Here is a 17,176-nt window from a genome sequence, read left to right as displayed (position 1 = left end):
TCCGCCGCTCGCCACCCGAGAAACAAGTTTCTCTGTGCTGCCGCTCGACTTGCATGTGTTAGGCCTGCCGCCAGCGTTCAATCTGAGCCATGATCAAACTCTTCAATTTAAGATTTTGTCGGCTCAATGAATACTGACTTCAAAACTGCTCTTACTCGAAAGTAAGACGTAATTTTAAAGCTATTACCATTACAACAGAATGGTAATGAATTGACTGTGCCAAGACCGAAGTCTTGATTGGTCACTCAGTTCATTGAAACCTAAGTTGCTTTGTTACAAGAACAAAGACTTAACTTTGATTTTCATCAACGAGTGCCCACACAGATTGATAGGTTTAAATTGTTAAAGAGCTTTCTACCGTTCTTAGTGACTTAGGTCACTTCGGAAGAGGCGGCCATTCTAGCTGGAAATTAATTCGTGTCAAACACTTTTTTAATTTTCTTTTTTGGCCTGTTGAAGCGGCTTAGTGGCTTGCTAGCCCTTGCTGCGTCAACGAGGAGGCATTATAGGGATCCAAATCACACTGGCAAGTATTATTTTGCAAAAAATACAAAAATAATGCTTAACCGTAGAAAACATCGCCAAAGCCCTATTTATCCAACTTTACCCAAAAGTTGAATACAAGTTATCCACAGAGTTATCCTTTTTGTTGCTTATCCAGTCGCTGATCAGGCTTAATAAAAAAGCTGCGATTGCAGCTTTTTTATTGGTAGATAGAAATTAACTAATTAAAACGGACGCTTTTCTTAGTTGTTATCTTCATGAAGACCACATTCTCGCTTCAAGCCGAAGAAACGAGTTTCCTCTTCTGCCATTCCAGGCTCCCATTTACGAGTTGTGTGTGTGTCACCAACCGATAGGTAACCTTGTTCCCAAAGAGGATGATATGGAAGGTCATTATCTTTTAGGTAATAGTGGACATCTTTATTCGTCCAATCGATAACAGGGAGAAACTTAAACACGCCATTTTGAACCGCTAATATAGGCAACGTTGCTCTAGATTGAGATTGCTCTCGGCGCAAACCTGAAAACCAAACTCCGACAGACAGTTCTTCTAAAGCTTTGCGCATTGGCTCTACTTTATTAATACGGTTGTATTGTTCGATCCCTTCTACACCCTGCTCCCAAAGTTTACCAAAACGCGCTTCTTGCCATGCAGGCGTCAGTTCAGACTTATAGATTTGCAAATTCAGATTCAAACGCTGAGTTAACTCATCAATAAACTGATAGGTTTCTGGGAACAAGTAGCCTGTATCCGTCAAGACAATAGGCACATCAGCTTTAATACTCGATACAAGATGTAGCATTAAAGCTGCTTGAATACCAAAACTTGAAGATACTGCATGAGTGCCCGGCAAGTTTTCGAATGCCCATTCCACACGTTCTTGAGCGGTTAAGCTTTCGAGATAAGCATTAACTTCAGCAAGACGAAGTGTTTGTTCCACTTTTGTCAGAGTGAGCAGTTCTGACAAATCAGGCACAGAGGCAGTATCAAGCATAAAAGTCCCTCTTAGATACAATTACCTCTTGAATGATTCCAGCTCGGATAGTGAAATCGCCAAAGCCTTCACCTGCTTCACGCTCTTTCGACCAGCGTTCCACTAACTGATCGATCTCTTCTAAGATCTGTTTCTCAGTGATGTTCTCTTTATACATCTTAGGAATTCGCGTACCCGCTCTGTTACCACCGAGATGCAAGTTATAACGACCAGGCGCTTTACCCACCAGACCAAGTTCCGCCAACATCGCACGGCCACAACCATTTGGACAGCCTGTGACACGCAAGATGATGTTGTCTTCTTTTGGTAAATTGTGTTTTTCTAGAATTCCCTCAACATCAGTAACAAAAGAAGGAAGGAAACGCTCAGCTTCCGCCATTGCAAGCGGACACGTTGGAAACGCCACACACGCCATTGAGTTCTTACGCTGCTCGCTGACAGAGTCATCCATCAAACCATGTTCACGCGCAATCTTCTCAATCAGCTCTTTTTGATCTGCCGGAACACCCGCAACAATTAAGTTCTGGTTAGCAGTCATGCGGAAGTCACCTTGGTGAATCTTGGCAATCTCAGCAACACCCGTTTTTAGGGGTTTACCTGGATAATCAAGTAAACGGCCATTCTCTATAAATAGAGAAAGGTGGAATTTGCCATCGATACCTTCTACCCAACCAATACGGTCACCACGCTCAGTAAACTCATAAGGACGGCTTGCTTCAAACTGAATTCCAGCCCTCTTCTCGACTTCAGCTTTAAATACATCAACACCCACACGATCTAATGTGTATTTGGTTTTCGCATTCTTACGGTTTGAACGGTTACCCCAATCACGTTGAGTTGTCACCACTGCCGCTGCTACGTCTAGTGTTTTTTCTGCTGGAATATAACCTAAGTCATCCGCACGACGAGGGTAAGTAGACGTATCACCATGAGTCATGGCTAGACCGCCGCCCACCAGCACATTGAAGCCCACCAGCTTGCCGTTATCAGCAATAGCGACAAAGCTAAGATCGTTAGCATGCACGTCAATGTCGTTATGAGGTGGGATCACAACCGTTGTTTTGAACTTACGAGGAAGATAAGTGCTTCCGAGAATAGGTTCTTCGTCCGTTGTTTCTACTTTCTCACCATCTAACCAAATTTCCGCATAAGCACGAGTTTTTGGTAGTAAATGTTCACTGATTTTCGCCGCCCATTCATAAGCTTCTTGATGCAACTCAGATTCAACAGGGTTAGACGTACATAATACGTTTCGGTTTACGTCTCCCGCGGTAGCAATTGAATCAATACCAATACTATTGAGTGTCTGATGCATCAGCTTAATATTGGGTTTTAATACACCATGGAACTGGAAAGTCTGGCGGGTCGTCAAACGAATACTTCCATACATAGTGTGTTCAGTGGCGAATTTGTCGATAGCTAGCCATTGCTTAGGCTGGATAATACCGCCAGGCATACGAGCTCGAAGCATCACATTATGTAGTGGCTCCAGCTTTTGCTTAGTTCGTTCGTTGCGAATATCACGATCGTCTTGTTGATACATACCGTGGAAACGGATGAGCTGGAAGTTGTCTGCTGTGAATCCGCCAGTGATACGATCTTGCAGATCTTGCGCGATCGTGCCGCGTAGAAAATTACTTTCTCTTTTTAAACGCTCGTTATCCGACAGAGGGCCAAGCACTTCGCCCAATACTTCTTGGCTACCATTGTTACTATTTTTAGTGTCAATCTTAGTGCTCATTAGTAAACATCCCTTTGGTAACGTTTCGCTTTACGAAGTTCATTCAAATACTCTTCTGCCTTTTCACGAGTCAGGCCGCCTTGCTGCTCAGCAACAATAACTAGTGCTTCATGGACATCTTTCGCCATACGAGTTGCATCGCCACAGATATAGATATACGCGCCTTCTTGAAGCCACTGCCAAACCTGTTCTGCTTGCTCAAGAATGCGGTGTTGAACATACACTTTTTCATGTTGGTCTCGGCTAAACGCCACATCCAAGCGACTCAAAGCACCTGACTTCAGGTATTTCTGCCACTCTACTTGATACAAGAAATCTTGAGTGAAAGTACGATCACCGAAGAACAACCAGTTCTTACCCTCTGCGCCACGATTATCACGCTCTTGAATAAAACTGCGGAATGGAGCAATGCCAGTGCCCGGACCAACCATGATGATCGGTGTAGAGTCATCCTGTGGCAGTTTGAAGTTGTTATTGTGTTCGATGAAAATTTTGACTTCATCACCCTCTTCCAGTCTGCGACCTAAGAAGCTAGAAGCACCGCCTTGGCGAACTTCTTCACCTTGTTCGTATTCAACGATACCAACAGTCAAATGCACTTCTTCATCCACTTCGGGCTGGCTTGACGCAATAGAATAAAGACGAGGCGTCAAACGACGTAGCAAAGAGATTAGCTCTTCAACTGAGAGCTCGGTTTGATTCTCTTTTAAGACATCAATAATTTGAGTGTTTGATGAGTACTCACGAAGTTTATCTTTGTCTGCGACCAAAGCTTGTAGCTTTTCACTGCCCGATAGCTCAGCAAACTTAGCGATGAACTGAGGATTTGCTGCAGTGATTTCATATTTACTGACCAGAGCGCTATGAATAGAAAGACTTTCTCCATCAACATCCACACTTTCAACGCCAGATAAGCCTACCGCTCCTGCTACAGCACTTGCCAGTTCAGAACTGTTCTCATACCAAACACCTAGAGCGTCGCCCGGTTGATAAGTCAAACCTGAGCCTTCTAGATCAATTTCGATATGACGAACGTCTTTTCCTGAATCGCGACCTGTGATTTTTTGGCTAGTCAGTAAGGTTGCTGTATACGGATTTTGTTTTGTGTATTGAGAGTGAGAGACTGACGTCTGACCTACTGGCAGTTGCACTACTTCAGCTTGAGTACTTGCCAACGATTCTTTGACAATTTCAATGACTTTAGCTCGCCACTCTGCTGCTGGTTGATCGTAATCAACGTCGCAGTCAACTCGGTCGATAAAACGTATCGCGCCTAACTTTTCTAGGAATGCATCGAAGTCTTTACCCGTCTGGCAGAAAAACTCATAGCTGGAGTCACCCAAACCAATCACGCCATATTCCAAATTCGGCAGCTTTGGTGCTTTCTTTGATTGTAGAAATTCATGCAACTCGAGAGCATTATCTGGCGCTTCACCTTCACCGTTGGTTGAAGCAACAAAAATAACGTGCGTCTCTTTGGCTAAGTCTTTGCCTTTGTAATCACTAGCGTCAAACATGCGGACTGCAACACCAGCAGCTTGCGCCTCATGCTCAAGCGCTTCTGCAACACCTTTTGCATTACCCGTTTGCGAAGCATAGATGATGGTTAACTGGCTATCTGGTTTAGCAACAGCAAATGCTGAAGGCTGAGTAAGAGGTGAGTTCGTTGTCACTGATTGAGATTGACTTAAACCCCAAAAATAACCGCTCACCCACGCTAATTGCTGAGGTGAAAGTTGTGAAACCGTTTGTTGCAGCTGATTTAACTGCGAGTCGTTTAGCGGGCCAGTTAAACTAACCAGCTCTTTTGGTATGGTATTTCCTGAAGACATTGTCACGACTTCCTTATTCATTGCGTGACGATAGATTAACCACTCTCCTTAATAACAAGAAAGAATAGAAGAGAATGTTTTATAACTTTTTGGAAGTAAGAAGGTTAAAAACTCAATCTCTGGTTGATTCCACCCTGACTTGTTTGAAACCTACCGCCATCGCCGATTTCGATGCCAGGTCCAAATCTGCATAGTGGCATTCTTCACCGCTGGCATTTGTTAGCAGAACAAAACCACCCGCTTGATGGCGAAATTCTACTATCCACGAGCCTTCGTGAGCGGAGGGCTCTATGATCGCCTCCACCAGCATCTTCTCACGATACAAGTTTCTCAGTTCCGCGATTGTCATTCCCTATACTCTCACCTAGCTAAGTCCACTTCTTAAGCATGGCTCAATTATGATGAAGTACTAAATAACGATGAGAAATAATTTCTAACGGCTAGATGTAAAAAAGCCACGTCGTGCGTGGCTTTTTATTTTGAATCAGGGTTAAAACTTAAACTGAGTGCCTAGGAACCAACCGTCTGCGAACACATATGACATTTTGTTGTTCGGGGAAGCGGTCGCTAAATCTGTGAATTCAAGGTCAATCACTCGATAGCCACCGCGGAAAGAAAGATCGCCCTCAGCTAAAGGCACAACATACTGAACCCCAGCAATCACATCCGAACTCTTTATGCCGTCACTATCACCAAACTCAAATTGACCAATGATGTCGAAATTGGTTTCCGGAACGGAAATTTCAGCACTTGCGTACCAGTTAAACGTCAGATCATCGAACGAGTACTTCTGTCCATCTGTTGCTTTATATTCACTGTTCGCATACTGGGTCATCGAAATACCCGCATCGAACGTCATTAAATCACGCTCTAAAATATTGTAATAGAAGGTGTAGTCGAATTTATCGTAAGAAGCATAATCAGCATCCAGATTGGTATACCGAACACTAACATTAGGTAAATACGGTAACTGATGCTCGAATGCTAAATTCAAGACAGGAGAGTTCGCGTCATCACGACGTGTATTATCAATTTTAGTACTTGGTAACCACATATCAGCGGCAACGTTCACCCCAACAGGCGAGTTGGCACACCAAACAGGAGCCGAGCCTATCATGAGTAGAGAAGTAAATACGGCTACGATAGGTTTGTTCATCCTATGTTTGCTCCAAAAATTTTCACTAACGAATAAACGTGATACTAGCATATTCCCTATGCGGGAAAACGCATATTCATAAGAATTAACGTGGCGCTTTATCTCCCTGACGAAAAATCCACACAATCACTGCAATCGCCAATATCCAAGGCAGGAGTTTAATCGCCATGCCAAACATACCTAGCACCAGCATCACTAATAAAGATAAGCCAATCGCAGCAAACACACTCATAAGAGTTAGCCCTGTCACCAGCAATGTCGCCACAAAAACCAATATAAAGATAATCTCGAACATCATTCACGCTCCTTTTAGCTATGCTTTTTCATCATGCTGCAGAAGTATTAGCAGTATTCATTCCAAGTTTATAAAAGATGTAATTAACTGAATTTAAAAAATAAAAAAGCCAACACATCAAAGACTGTTGGCTCTCAATAAAATTTAGAGGTAAAAATCACTAACTAGTGGTGAGATTTACACATCCAAATCTTGGTATGGGATTTTGGCTAAAGCGGCTTCAACAACTTCAATACCCGCCCCTGCCTTGTGTGCATTTTCACTGATGTGACGGCGCCATTGACGCGCACCCGGCATACTTTGGAACATACCAAGCATGTGGCGAGTAATGTGACCAAGATAAGCGCCTTGTGATAATTGCTGCTCAATGTATGGGAACATTTCAAAAATCACTTCAGAACGTTTCTTAACTGGTGCATCTAAACCGAATATCTGTTGATCAACTTCAGCCAGAATATAAGGACTTTGGTACGCTTCGCGGCCAATCATTACACCGTCTAAATGAGCTAAATGCAGTTTCGCTTCTTCCAGACTTTTCACACCGCCATTAATAGCGATGTTTAAGTGAGAGAAATCTTTCTTGATTTGATATGCGCGGTTGTAATCCAACGGTGGAATTTCGCGGTTCTCTTTCGGACTCAATCCACTCAGCCAAGCTTTACGTGCATGAATCGTAAACTGCTCACAGCCACCTTTCTCTGACACTATAGAGATGAAATCTGTCAGGAACTCATACGAATCTTGATCATCTATGCCAATGCGTGTTTTTACCGTCACAGGTACATCAACAACCTCTTTCATCGCAGCAACACAATCTGCAACCAACTGAGGTTCAGCCATTAAGCACGCACCGAAACGCCCATTCTGAACACGGTCTGACGGGCAGCCAACATTGAGGTTAATTTCATCATAGCCACGCTCTTGAGCCAGCTTTGCACAATGGGCAAGATCAACCGGGTTTGAACCACCGAGTTGCAGCGCTACTGGATGTTCTTCTTGGTTATACGCAAGAAAATCACCTTTACCGTGAATAATCGCACCGGTAGTCACCATTTCGGTATACAACAGAGTTTGCGATGTCATGAGTCGGTGGAAGTAACGACAATGACGATCCGTCCAATCGAGCATAGGAGCGACTGAAAGGCGGTTAGCTTTATATGTTAAAGTGTCTTTAGCAATAGTCATGATTTATATCGAGTTCAGATACCGTGATGAAATACTTCGCTAGCAGAAGTTAGTTGCTAGCACAGTCAAAAATAGAACGAATTTATACGCTTACATTAATGACCGAAGATAGTGTGCAAAACGGTTCCTTCGCTTTACATCTCAGAGAGCGGCGATTATACACACAGAGCTGAGAAATTCATAAAAAAGCTAGCTAACGCTCTCGATGTAGCGTCTGAAAAGTGCAAATTATGTCAACGAGCTCAACGAACAGTTGTTATATAGTATCGTTTTTTGGCGATATAAGGTAAGTTACCGCTAATTCGTTTTTTATCGATACGCCATGTTCTTCGAGCGTCATTATTTTAAGAATGCGCTTTATTCACTAAGAAATGGTATATCATTACTAAAGTCCAAAGATTATGGTGATAGAATTGGACACAAAGCTAACTAAGCAAGTAGAAGAAATTTGTGCAGCACGAGGAGTCAGACTGACCTCTCAACGTAAGCGTGTGTTTGAGCTTATTTGTGCAAGTGAAAAAGCGTCAAGTGCTTATGAATTGCTGGACGACTTAAAAAAGAGTGAACCTCAGGCTAAGCCACCAACGGTCTATCGAGCGTTAGACTTCTTAATGGAGCAAGGCTTTATCCATAGAGTGGAATCCACAAACAGTTTTATTTCTTGCTGCTCTTGCAATGCACATAAGCATTTTTCACAACTATTAATTTGTGACCAGTGTGGTAATGTCGTAGAGCTACAAGATGATAATCTGATTGCCCAGCTGGCGAAGAATGCTGAGCAACACGGTTTTACCATTAGCAACCAAGTGATCGAATCACACGGTGTGTGTAAAACCTGTTCCTCGAAATAATTTTTTGATTCAGATAGAAGAAGGTTATGCGCGCTGAATTTGTAAACCCGTTTCTAGCGTCCTTAATGAACGTTTTAAAAACGATGGCTTCATTAGAGTTGAAGCCTCAAAAGCCTCGTCTAAAGAAAGATGAGATTGCCCGTGGAGATGTCTCGGGGCTAATTGGCATGGTCGGCAGTCAAACGCGTGGCTCAATGTCTATTACATTTGATGAAAACCTAGCATTAGAAATCATGCAGAATATGTTGGGTGAGAGGCCAAATGGCCTAAATGAAGAAGTTACCGATATGGTTGGTGAAATTACCAACATGGTCACAGGTGGCGCTAAACGAATTCTGGCTGAAAGCGGCTTCGATTTCGATATGGCAACACCGGTGGTTGTCTCTGGTAAAGGGCATACGATTCGTCACAAATGTGAAGGCTCGATCATTATCATGCCGTTCTCTTCACAATGGGGTAATGCTTTCATCGAAATCTGTTTCGAGTAGCGAGCACTCAACATCCCGTTCCTTTGAACTAAAAAAGGCTGATGTAAAATACATCAGCCTTTTTGCATTCTAAAGCCCATGTAAAACCAGGGCTCTAGCCAAACTTAGCTACGCAGTGCTTTGAATGCGTTAATCAGACCGTTAGTTGAGCTGTCATGTGAAGTGATTTCAGATGCATCAGCCAACTCAGGCAGAATTTGATTTGCTAGTTGCTTACCAAGTTCTACACCCCATTGGTCAAATGTAAAGATGTTCCAGATGATGCCTTGAACGAAGATTTTATGTTCGTACATAGCAATCAGGTTACCTAGTGAACGAGGCGTAATTTGCTTAACCAGAATAGAGTTGGTTGGGCGGTTACCTTCGAATACTTTGAATGGAACAAGCTTCGCTACTTCTTCTGCGTTCATACCCGCTTTTTCAAGCTCAGCTTTTACAGTTTCGGCTGATTTACCAAAAGCTAACGCTTCAGTTTGAGCGAAGAAGTTAGACATCAGTTTTTGGTGATGATCGCTGGTTGGGTTGTGAGTCACTGCTGGAGCAATGAAGTCACAAGGGATCATCTTAGTACCTTGGTGGATCAACTGATAGAAAGCGTGTTGACCGTTAGTACCAGGCTCACCCCAAATAATTGGGCCAGTTTGGTAAGTGACTGGGTTACCGTCACGATCTGTATATTTACCGTTTGATTCCATGTTACCTTGTTGGAAGTAAGCAGCAAAACGGTGCATGTATTGATCGTATGGAAGAATCGCTTCTGATTCTGCGCCGTGGAAGTTGTTGTACCAAATACCAATCAACGCCAAGATCACTGGAATGTTGCTTTCAAATGAGGTTTCAACGAAGTGGTTATCCATTTCGTGAGCACCTGTTAGAAGCTCAACGAAGTTCTCGTAACCGATTGAAAGAATAATAGACAGACCGATAGCAGACCACAGTGAGTAACGGCCACCAACCCAGTCCCAGAAACCAAACATGTTGTCAGTATCAATACCAAACTCTGAAACAGCGCCAGCGTTAGTAGAAAGAGCCGCAAAGTGCTTAGCTACATGAGCTTCATCACCAGCCGATTTCAAGAACCAGTCACGAGCAGAGTGCGCGTTAGTCATCGTCTCTTGAGTAGTGAAAGTCTTAGATGCAACTAGGAATAGCGTTGTTTCTGGGTTCACTTTTTTCAACGTTTCAGCGATATGAGTACCATCAACGTTAGAAACAAAATGCATAGTCAGATGGTTTTTGTATGGCGTTAGAGCTTCAGTCACCATGTATGGACCTAAGTCTGAACCACCGATACCGATGTTAACAACATCAGTAATTGCCTTACCTGTGTAACCTTTCCATTCGCCACCAATAACGCGTTCAGAGAAAGCTTTCATCTTTTCAAGTACAGCATTTACTTCTGGCATTACATCTTTACCGTAAGCCAAAACTGGCTTGTTGCTACGGTTACGTAAAGCAGTGTGAAGTACTGCACGGCCTTCAGTTTGGTTAATAGCTTCGCCACTGAACATCGCTTGAATCGCGCCTTTTACGTCAGTTTCTTCAGCTAATGCAAACAGGTGCTTCATCGTTTCTTCGTTTACAAGGTTCTTTGAATAGTCGACAAGAATGTCGCTACCAAATTTTGCTGAATACTTAGCGAAGCGCTCACTATCTTCTGCGAACAAAGAGTTAAGGTTCATGCCTTGCACTGACTCAAAATGCGCAGTCAGAGCTTTCCAAGCTTGAGTTTGCGTTGGATTGATGTTTTTCAACATGGTATCTATCCCGATATGACTGTAGGTTTTGTTCAAACAATCTTAGCCTCTCTTCATCGATGAAGCACAGGTGATTGTTCGACCCCCGATTAATAAAAATAAAAAGTAAAAATGCTACCAACAAGAGTAGCAAAAAATGTAATTAATTTTCAGTACATAATTATGACTCAACCTTTAATCACTCGCTTTGAGTTAAGTCAGTAAAGAGCCGCCGCTAACGCCATAATTATTATCGTAAGGCGCTCACCATAACGCTAAACTATCTGTTTGCCAATTAGATTATGGAACTCGGAAATGTGGACACAAACTCATATTCATTTGCCTTCATACACTAGAGGTTTTCATTTAATAACCGACGAGGTTGAACGTCAGTTACCAGATTTGAAGAAAGTTTCAGTTGGCATTGTGCATCTGTTCATTCAGCACACCTCTGCAAGTTTAACCATCAACGAAAATGCGGATCCAACCGTACGTTCTGATATGGAACAGCACTTTAATCACTTCGTTCCAGAAAGAGCTCCATACTACGTACACACATACGAAGGTGATGATGATATGCCAGCACATATTAAAGCATCGCTACTGGGTTCAAGCATCACAATCCCAATTTCAAATGGGCGACTGGCATTAGGAACTTGGCAGGGAATCTATCTTGGAGAACATCGTAACCACGGTGGAAAAAGAAGAGTGATAGCTACCATTCAGGGCGAATAAACAAAAAAAACAGCAGGTTGATTAGCCTGCTGTTTTCTATTGCCAATAAATGATAACTATGTGATTGGGGAGAATGAGTAAAACCAATGCCCCTAGAGTTTCAAACAGGCAGGATGATGATTATTCGTTGTCGAAATCGAATGCAGGTCCCGCATAGTTATCAAATCGCGAATACTGACCTTGGAATGTCAGACGTACCGAACCGATAGGACCGTTACGCTGTTTACCGATAATAATTTCAGCCGTACCTTTCAAAGCACTATCTGGGTGGTAAACCTCATCACGATATATGAACATGATTAAGTCCGCATCCTGCTCGATAGAGCCCGATTCACGTAAGTCCGAGTTAACCGGACGCTTATCAGCACGTTGCTCAAGAGAGCGGTTAAGCTGAGAAAGTGCCACCACAGGTACGTTCAATTCTTTAGCTAACGCTTTCAGTGAGCGCGAAATTTCCGCGATTTCTAAAGTACGGTTATCAGACAAAGCAGGTACACGCATTAACTGCAGGTAGTCGACCATGATAAGTGACAGACCACCACGTTCACGGGCAATACGTCTTGCTCGCGAACGCACTTCTGTAGGCGTCAGGCCTGAGCTGTCATCGATGTACATGTTTTTCTTCTCCATCAAAATACCCATGGTAGAAGAAATACGCGCCCAATCCTCATCATCCAATTGACCAGTACGGATTTTAGTTTGGTCAACGCGAGACAGAGACGCGAGCATACGCATCATGATCTGTTCGGCTGGCATCTCTAGAGAGAAGATCAAAACAGGCTTGTCTTGCTCCATCGCTGCGTTTTCACATAAGTTCATCGCAAAGGTCGTTTTACCCATCGATGGACGAGCCGCGACAATAACCAAATCTGAACCTTGAAGACCCGCTGTTTTCTTGTTTAGGTCGGTAAAACCAGTGTTTACACCTGTAACACCATCTTGTGGGCTCTTATAAAGCAGTTCGATACGCTCTAGAGTCTTCTCAAGAATGTTATCGACGTTCTGAGGGCCTTCATTTTCATTGGTGCGCGCTTCAGCGATCGCGAAAACTTTACTTTCTGCTAAGTCCAGTAAATCTTCTGAACTGCGACCCTGAGGATCATAACCTGCATCCGCAATCTCATTGGCGACACCAATCAGGCTACGAACCAGAGCTCGTTCTGCCACGATTTCAGCGTACGCATTAATGTTCGCCGCACTCGGTGTATTCTTAGCAAGATCGGCTAAGTAAGCAAAACCACCAACATCTTCAAGTTGCTCACGCTGCTCTAAGTATTCTGAAAGCGTAATCAGATCGAGAGGCTTACCTGCTTCAAGAATGGATTTAACTGCTTCAAAAATATGTCGATGTGGGCGGCTGTAAAAGTCAGACGACACAACACGTTCAGAAACGGTATCCCAACGTTCATTATCCAGAAGCAGACCACCGATAACCGACTGTTCAGCTTCCAATGAATGAGGTGGAACTTTGATAGCATCAACTTGTGCATCTGCAGTTTTACGATATCGATTCTCTATACGGGGTTCTGCCATTATCTTACTCAATAATTCTGGGGCCGGATTTGGCCTTAAGAGGTGAATTGCCTTAGAGCTATACCCTAAATTGCCGTTTATTATACCCAAGTCCCTTCAATATGCGAGAGCGTGGACAAATGCGCATAAAAACAAAGATCATGAGGGCATGTGTATTGCTGTCATATTCAATAAAAGCAACAACTTCTCGTTAGCAATTGGGCACTTTTCATCTTCTAATGGCGGATTTTTCCTAATCTCACAGCCAGTGCTCTACTTTCAATATCCTTTGGTGCAGAATTAACGTTAATCTGACTAAAGAACCATCAGCTGCATTTATGATTTGCGGCCTATTATGATTCACCGAGGTACTCTGTGTCCAAACTGTGGCTTCTCAGTATTAGCTTGCTAGCGTTCAATGCAGCTTATGCAACGGAAGATGCGAACAAAGATAAGGACATTGAAGTGCCCTCCCCATGGGATACCCAAGTTGAGTTTGGCTATCAAGCTCACTCAGGCAACACCACATCTGAAGCTCTGAATTCACGCCTAAAATCGGAATACACATCGGGTCGCTACCGAACTACCGGCGACTGGAAGTTCTATCGGCTTGAAAAAAACGGTAAAGAAACCAAACGTCAATCTACGTATTCGCTACAAAGTGACTATAAGCTGGGTTCAGATACTTATCTTTACAGTAGCTTCAAAGGCATGGATTCACAGTACACCGCCTATTTTAAAGACTTCACAGTGTCCGGTGGTTTGGGTTATCAGGTAGCAAACAGTAAGAACTTGTTGCTTGAAGTAGAGCTAGGACCGGGTTATCGATATCAGGAACCAAACTTAGATGAGATCGATGATGATGACATTGTGTTTCCTGATGTGGTTCAGGAACCGATTTTCCGCACCAACGTCCGGGGAAACTGGCAGGTACTGGATAATTTGAAATTTGGTATCGACATTACCCACGTCACAGGTGAAAGCAATACCATGTGGGACAGTGACATCAGCATTACCAACAATATTACCGATGACATCGCATTAAAGCTTAGCCAATCGCGCCAGTATCACGACAAAGTACCAGAAGGCTTAAGCAAAGCAGACAGTATCTTTTCGATCAACTTGCTGTTTATCTTCTAGAACATCGTATATTTCAGACATAAAAAAACACCAGCCGAGGCTGGTGTTTTTAAGCTTGCGTAAACTGAATTACTCAGCAACAACTTGTAGTTTAACTTCAGCAAAAACTTCAGAGTGAAGTTGAACGCTGATTTCGAACTCACCAGTGTTACGTAGAGCGCCTTCAGGTAGACGAACTTCGCTCTTAGTTACTGCAACGCCAGCCGCTGTAATAGCGTCAGCGATATCGCGAGTACCGATAGAACCGAATAGTTTGCCTTCGTCACCAGCTTTAGAAGCGATAACAACAGCTTCTAGTGCGTTAACTTGGTCAGCACGAGCTTGAGCAGCAGCTAGTTGCTCAGCAACTTTAGCTTCTAGCTCAGCACGACGGCCTTCAAACATTTCAACGTTAGCTTTAGTTGCCATAACAGCCTTACCTTGAGGGATAAGGAAGTTACGAGCGTAACCAGATTTAACGTTTACAGTATCGCCAAGACCACCTAGGTTACCGATTTTATCAAGTAGAATAACTTGCATTGCTTAATCCTCTTTCTAATAAACGGTGCCGATTACTGATGTTTGTCAGTGTATGGCAGAATAGCTAGGTAGCGAGCACGTTTGATTGCGCGAGCTAGCTGACGCTGGTATTTAGCGCTAGTACCAGTGATACGGCTAGGTACGATTTTGCCAGCTTCAGTGATGTAGTTTTTAAGAGTTGCTACATCTTTGTAGTCAATCTCTTGTACGCCTTCTGCAGTAAAACGGCAGAATTTACGACGACGGAAGAAACGAGCCATGGGCTATCTCCTGATCTAAATTTGAATAATGTTGTCGGCGTGTAGTACTAATTTCCCCAAACCATTTCGGCCGGTTTGATAAGCGACAAAGCCACTTACCTGAATACTACTGCCTTGTACTAAGTCTTGAGTTAAGATTTTTGACCGCTGCCCACTCACTACCACCGGAATTCGACAATAAACTTGTCGCGGGAAGTCAGCTTCAACCACCGTAGAGCGATGCTCTAGCCAAAAATGACAGTGTTCAACACCCGATGGACTTTGGCTTCGAATCGGAGGTTTAGCGACTGAGCCACTTAACTCCATTCGATTGGTCATAAATTCAATTACTCAGCAGCTTCTTCTGAACGGTCTTCAAACTGTTCGCGACGAGGAGCACGCTCTTCTTTCGCTTTTAGCATGATTGAAGGTTCAGTGATCGCTGATTTAGTACGCATGATCATGTTACGTAGAACTGCATCGTTGAAACGGAAAGCAGTTTCTAGCTCGTCAATCACAGCTTGGTCAGCTTCAACGTTCATTAGAACGTAGTGAGCTTTGTGTAGCTTGTTGATTGGGTAAGCCATTTGACGACGACCCCAATCTTCTAGACGGTGTACTTTACCGCCAGCTTCAGTGATAGAACCAGTGTAACGCTCGATCATGCCAGCAACTTGCTCACTTTGATCAGGGTGCACCATGAATACGATTTCGTAATGACGCATTTATTGCTCCTTACGGATTATTAGCTTCCAAAGTTGGCCCGGTCATCCACAGGAAGCAAGGAACTAATGATAATTGACCGAGAATAAAGGAGCACGAATAGTACAGAATGTCAGCAGTGTTAGCAAGGGAAATTGTTGGGGATACGTGAGAATTAAATCGCTAGCGAGTAATGATTCTCGCCAGCGTTAAAGGCATTAATCTTCATCGACAAATTGCGCCTGAAGATAGTTTTCAATACCGGTTTTTTCAATCAGACCAAGCTGGGTTTCAAGCCAGTCAACATGCTCTTCTTCATCTTCCAGAATGTCTAGGAAGAGATCTCGAGACACATAATCACGAATGTCTTCTGCATACGCTATTGCGTCTTTCAAATCAGGAATCGCTGCCATCTCTAACTTGAGATCGCATTCGAGCATTTCTTTGGTATCTTCACCTATCATCAATTTACCGAGGTCCTGCAGGTTTGGTAAACCTTCCAAAAACAAAATCCGTTCGATTAGGTGATCTGCGTGTTTCATTTCATCAATAGATTCATGGTACTCCTTGTCAGCAAGATGCTTTAATCCCCAATCTTTGTACATGCGTGCATGTAAAAAGTATTGGTTTATAGCAACCAGCTCATTACCAAGAATTTTATTGAGATGTTGGATTATTATTGGATCGCCTTTCATGACAAAGCCCTCCTCTTTGGCTCTTATAACTTTAGAACCAATTAAGAGAGTGTCAAAAAAGTCACACCATTTAGTCGTTCTTTATCTCGACTAAACTGCTCGTCGCTAACTCGCTTGTTGCAGCTGAATAACCTCAACTTCACTTAATATTTCTTTTGCCTGACGTACACACTTACCACACTGAGAGCCCAGTGGTGTGCATTGCCTGATCCCACGGATATCAGTAATACCTTGCTCAATAGCAAGCTTCTTTATTTTCTTATCAGAAATACCGTGACACAAACAAACGTACATACTGCAACCTTATTAACGACCTTTGCCCGAAATATAAAAAAGAATCGTTCTTATTACCAGTAAGTTTTATCCGTTATTCAGATCGATTAGTTATAAAAAAAGCAGCGAATACGGACCGAAAAACACTTAGGTCAACCACCATAAAGAATTCAGAAATTAAGCGACTGTTTTTATGAAGGTTATGGATAGATGTGTGAATAGATATAGATAAAATCTTTATAACTAAAGCAGATTATTGAGTGAAAACAGGTATGCAATGAAAAAGCAAAAGGGAAGCCAAAGCTTCCCTTTTTAATGCGATATTCGCAGTAAAGATTTGCGATTAAGCAATAACTTTAGCTACAACACCAGCACCAACTGTACGGCCACCTTCGCGGATCGCGAAACGTAGACCTTCATCCATTGCGATTGGAGCGATTAGCTCTACAACCATTTGGATGTTGTCGCCAGGCATTACCATTTCTACGCCTTCTGGTAGAGAGATATCACCAGTTACGTCAGTTGTACGGAAGTAGAACTGTGGACGGTAGCCTTTGAAGAATGGAGTATGACGGCCA

The 17,176-nt window shown here is 43.1% G+C and carries 19 protein-coding genes, 1 rRNA gene and 1 pseudogene; 4 read left to right on the top strand and 17 right to left on the bottom strand.

Features of this window, described 5'->3' with window-relative positions; translation table 11 throughout:
* The 8 genes from L3V23_RS20950 to dusA form a co-directional block, all read right to left on the bottom strand.
* Nucleotides 1-109 (bottom strand): 16S ribosomal RNA (locus tag L3V23_RS20950); the annotation flags it as partial.
* Between the two features lie 637 nt (nucleotides 110-746).
* A complete protein-coding gene (locus L3V23_RS20945) occupies nucleotides 747-1,499 on the bottom strand; it encodes a phosphoadenylyl-sulfate reductase (RefSeq protein WP_102967336.1) in 753 nt (250 codons plus the stop codon).
* Nucleotides 1,492-3,240, bottom strand: coding sequence for an assimilatory sulfite reductase (NADPH) hemoprotein subunit (gene cysI / locus L3V23_RS20940; protein WP_102967337.1), 1,749 nt, complete (start codon nucleotides 3,238-3,240; stop codon nucleotides 1,492-1,494). Before cysI ends, L3V23_RS20945 begins: the two co-directional genes overlap by 8 nt.
* Complete coding sequence (locus L3V23_RS20935; protein ID WP_237292942.1) at nucleotides 3,240-5,072, bottom strand: assimilatory sulfite reductase (NADPH) flavoprotein subunit; 1,833 nt, start codon at nucleotides 5,070-5,072, stop codon at nucleotides 3,240-3,242. Before L3V23_RS20935 ends, cysI begins: the two co-directional genes overlap by 1 nt.
* A 112-nt stretch (nucleotides 5,073-5,184) precedes the next feature.
* Complete coding sequence (locus L3V23_RS20930) at nucleotides 5,185-5,421, bottom strand: hypothetical protein (RefSeq protein WP_042490298.1); 237 nt, start codon at nucleotides 5,419-5,421, stop codon at nucleotides 5,185-5,187.
* 141 nt (nucleotides 5,422-5,562) lie between these two features.
* Nucleotides 5,563-6,189 carry a TIGR04219 family outer membrane beta-barrel protein gene (locus tag L3V23_RS20925; RefSeq protein WP_237292945.1) on the bottom strand — a complete coding sequence of 209 codons (627 nt, stop codon included), beginning with the start codon at nucleotides 6,187-6,189 and terminating at the stop codon, nucleotides 5,563-5,565.
* A 124-nt stretch (nucleotides 6,190-6,313) separates the two neighbouring features.
* A complete protein-coding gene (pspG, locus tag L3V23_RS20920) occupies nucleotides 6,314-6,523 on the bottom strand; it encodes an envelope stress response protein PspG (RefSeq protein WP_042490308.1) in 210 nt (69 codons plus the stop codon).
* A gap of 177 nt (nucleotides 6,524-6,700) precedes the next feature.
* On the bottom strand, nucleotides 6,701-7,708 hold the full coding sequence (gene dusA, locus L3V23_RS20915) for a tRNA dihydrouridine(20/20a) synthase DusA (RefSeq protein ID WP_102967340.1): 1,008 nt from the start codon (nucleotides 7,706-7,708) through the stop codon (nucleotides 6,701-6,703).
* A gap of 401 nt (nucleotides 7,709-8,109) precedes the next feature.
* Here dusA and zur point away from each other — a divergent pair, with 401 nt between their 5' ends.
* Both zur and L3V23_RS20905 read left to right on the top strand, forming a co-directional pair.
* The gene (zur, locus tag L3V23_RS20910; protein ID WP_042490291.1) at nucleotides 8,110-8,559 is read left to right on the top strand and encodes a zinc uptake transcriptional repressor Zur; all 450 of its coding nucleotides are present in this window, start codon (nucleotides 8,110-8,112) and stop codon (nucleotides 8,557-8,559) included.
* 26 nt (nucleotides 8,560-8,585) lie between these two features.
* Nucleotides 8,586-9,047 (top strand): chemotaxis protein CheX, encoded by a 462-nt coding sequence (locus L3V23_RS20905; RefSeq protein ID WP_042490288.1) that lies wholly within the window; start codon nucleotides 8,586-8,588, stop codon nucleotides 9,045-9,047.
* A 104-nt stretch (nucleotides 9,048-9,151) separates the two neighbouring features.
* Here the strand turns inward: L3V23_RS20905 and pgi are convergent, their stop codons facing one another.
* The gene (pgi, locus tag L3V23_RS20900; RefSeq protein ID WP_102967341.1) at nucleotides 9,152-10,804 is read right to left on the bottom strand and encodes a glucose-6-phosphate isomerase; all 1,653 of its coding nucleotides are present in this window, start codon (nucleotides 10,802-10,804) and stop codon (nucleotides 9,152-9,154) included.
* Nucleotides 10,805-11,098: 294 nt separating this feature from the next.
* Between pgi and L3V23_RS20895 the strand changes: the two genes are divergently transcribed.
* The gene (locus L3V23_RS20895; RefSeq protein ID WP_102964735.1) at nucleotides 11,099-11,518 is read left to right on the top strand and encodes a secondary thiamine-phosphate synthase enzyme YjbQ; all 420 of its coding nucleotides are present in this window, start codon (nucleotides 11,099-11,101) and stop codon (nucleotides 11,516-11,518) included.
* Nucleotides 11,519-11,638: 120 nt separating this feature from the next.
* Here L3V23_RS20895 and L3V23_RS20890 read toward each other — a convergent pair whose 3' ends face one another.
* Nucleotides 11,639-13,051, bottom strand: a complete 1,413-nt coding sequence (locus L3V23_RS20890) for a replicative DNA helicase (RefSeq protein ID WP_042490282.1) — start codon at nucleotides 13,049-13,051, stop codon at nucleotides 11,639-11,641.
* A 354-nt stretch (nucleotides 13,052-13,405) separates the two neighbouring features.
* On the opposite strand from L3V23_RS20890, the gene L3V23_RS20885 reads away from it, so the two are divergent.
* On the top strand, nucleotides 13,406-14,170 hold the full coding sequence (locus L3V23_RS20885) for a DUF481 domain-containing protein (RefSeq protein ID WP_042490281.1): 765 nt from the start codon (nucleotides 13,406-13,408) through the stop codon (nucleotides 14,168-14,170).
* Between the two features lie 69 nt (nucleotides 14,171-14,239).
* Here L3V23_RS20885 and rplI read toward each other — a convergent pair whose 3' ends face one another.
* From rplI to tuf, 7 genes and pseudogenes are all read right to left on the bottom strand, one after another.
* Nucleotides 14,240-14,689: a 50S ribosomal protein L9 gene (gene rplI / locus L3V23_RS20880; RefSeq protein ID WP_042490280.1), complete on the bottom strand. Its 450-nt coding sequence runs from the start codon at nucleotides 14,687-14,689 to the stop codon at nucleotides 14,240-14,242.
* 32 nt (nucleotides 14,690-14,721) lie between these two features.
* Entirely contained in the window at nucleotides 14,722-14,949 is a 228-nt protein-coding gene (gene rpsR, locus L3V23_RS20875; protein WP_042490278.1) for a 30S ribosomal protein S18, read from the bottom strand.
* A 15-nt stretch (nucleotides 14,950-14,964) separates the two neighbouring features.
* On the bottom strand, nucleotides 14,965-15,267 hold the full coding sequence (gene priB / locus L3V23_RS20870) for a primosomal replication protein N (RefSeq protein WP_102943069.1): 303 nt from the start codon (nucleotides 15,265-15,267) through the stop codon (nucleotides 14,965-14,967).
* 8 nt (nucleotides 15,268-15,275) lie between these two features.
* Nucleotides 15,276-15,653, bottom strand: coding sequence for a 30S ribosomal protein S6 (gene rpsF / locus L3V23_RS20865; protein WP_042490275.1), 378 nt, complete (start codon nucleotides 15,651-15,653; stop codon nucleotides 15,276-15,278).
* 195 nt (nucleotides 15,654-15,848) lie between these two features.
* Nucleotides 15,849-16,325: a bacterioferritin gene (gene bfr / locus L3V23_RS20860; RefSeq protein ID WP_042490273.1), complete on the bottom strand. Its 477-nt coding sequence runs from the start codon at nucleotides 16,323-16,325 to the stop codon at nucleotides 15,849-15,851.
* Nucleotides 16,326-16,430: 105 nt separating this feature from the next.
* Nucleotides 16,431-16,619, bottom strand: a complete 189-nt coding sequence (locus L3V23_RS20855) for a (2Fe-2S)-binding protein (protein WP_042490272.1) — start codon at nucleotides 16,617-16,619, stop codon at nucleotides 16,431-16,433.
* Between the two features lie 322 nt (nucleotides 16,620-16,941).
* Nucleotides 16,942-17,176, bottom strand: a pseudogene (tuf, locus tag L3V23_RS20850) (elongation factor Tu); the annotation flags it as partial.

The organism is Vibrio sp. A1-b2 (assembly GCF_021726015.1).
GTDB classification, from domain to species: Bacteria; Pseudomonadota; Gammaproteobacteria; order Enterobacterales; family Vibrionaceae; genus Vibrio; species Vibrio diazotrophicus.
The sequence above is the reverse complement of the archived record's forward strand: the minus strand, read 5'-3'. Positions and strand labels throughout refer to the sequence as shown.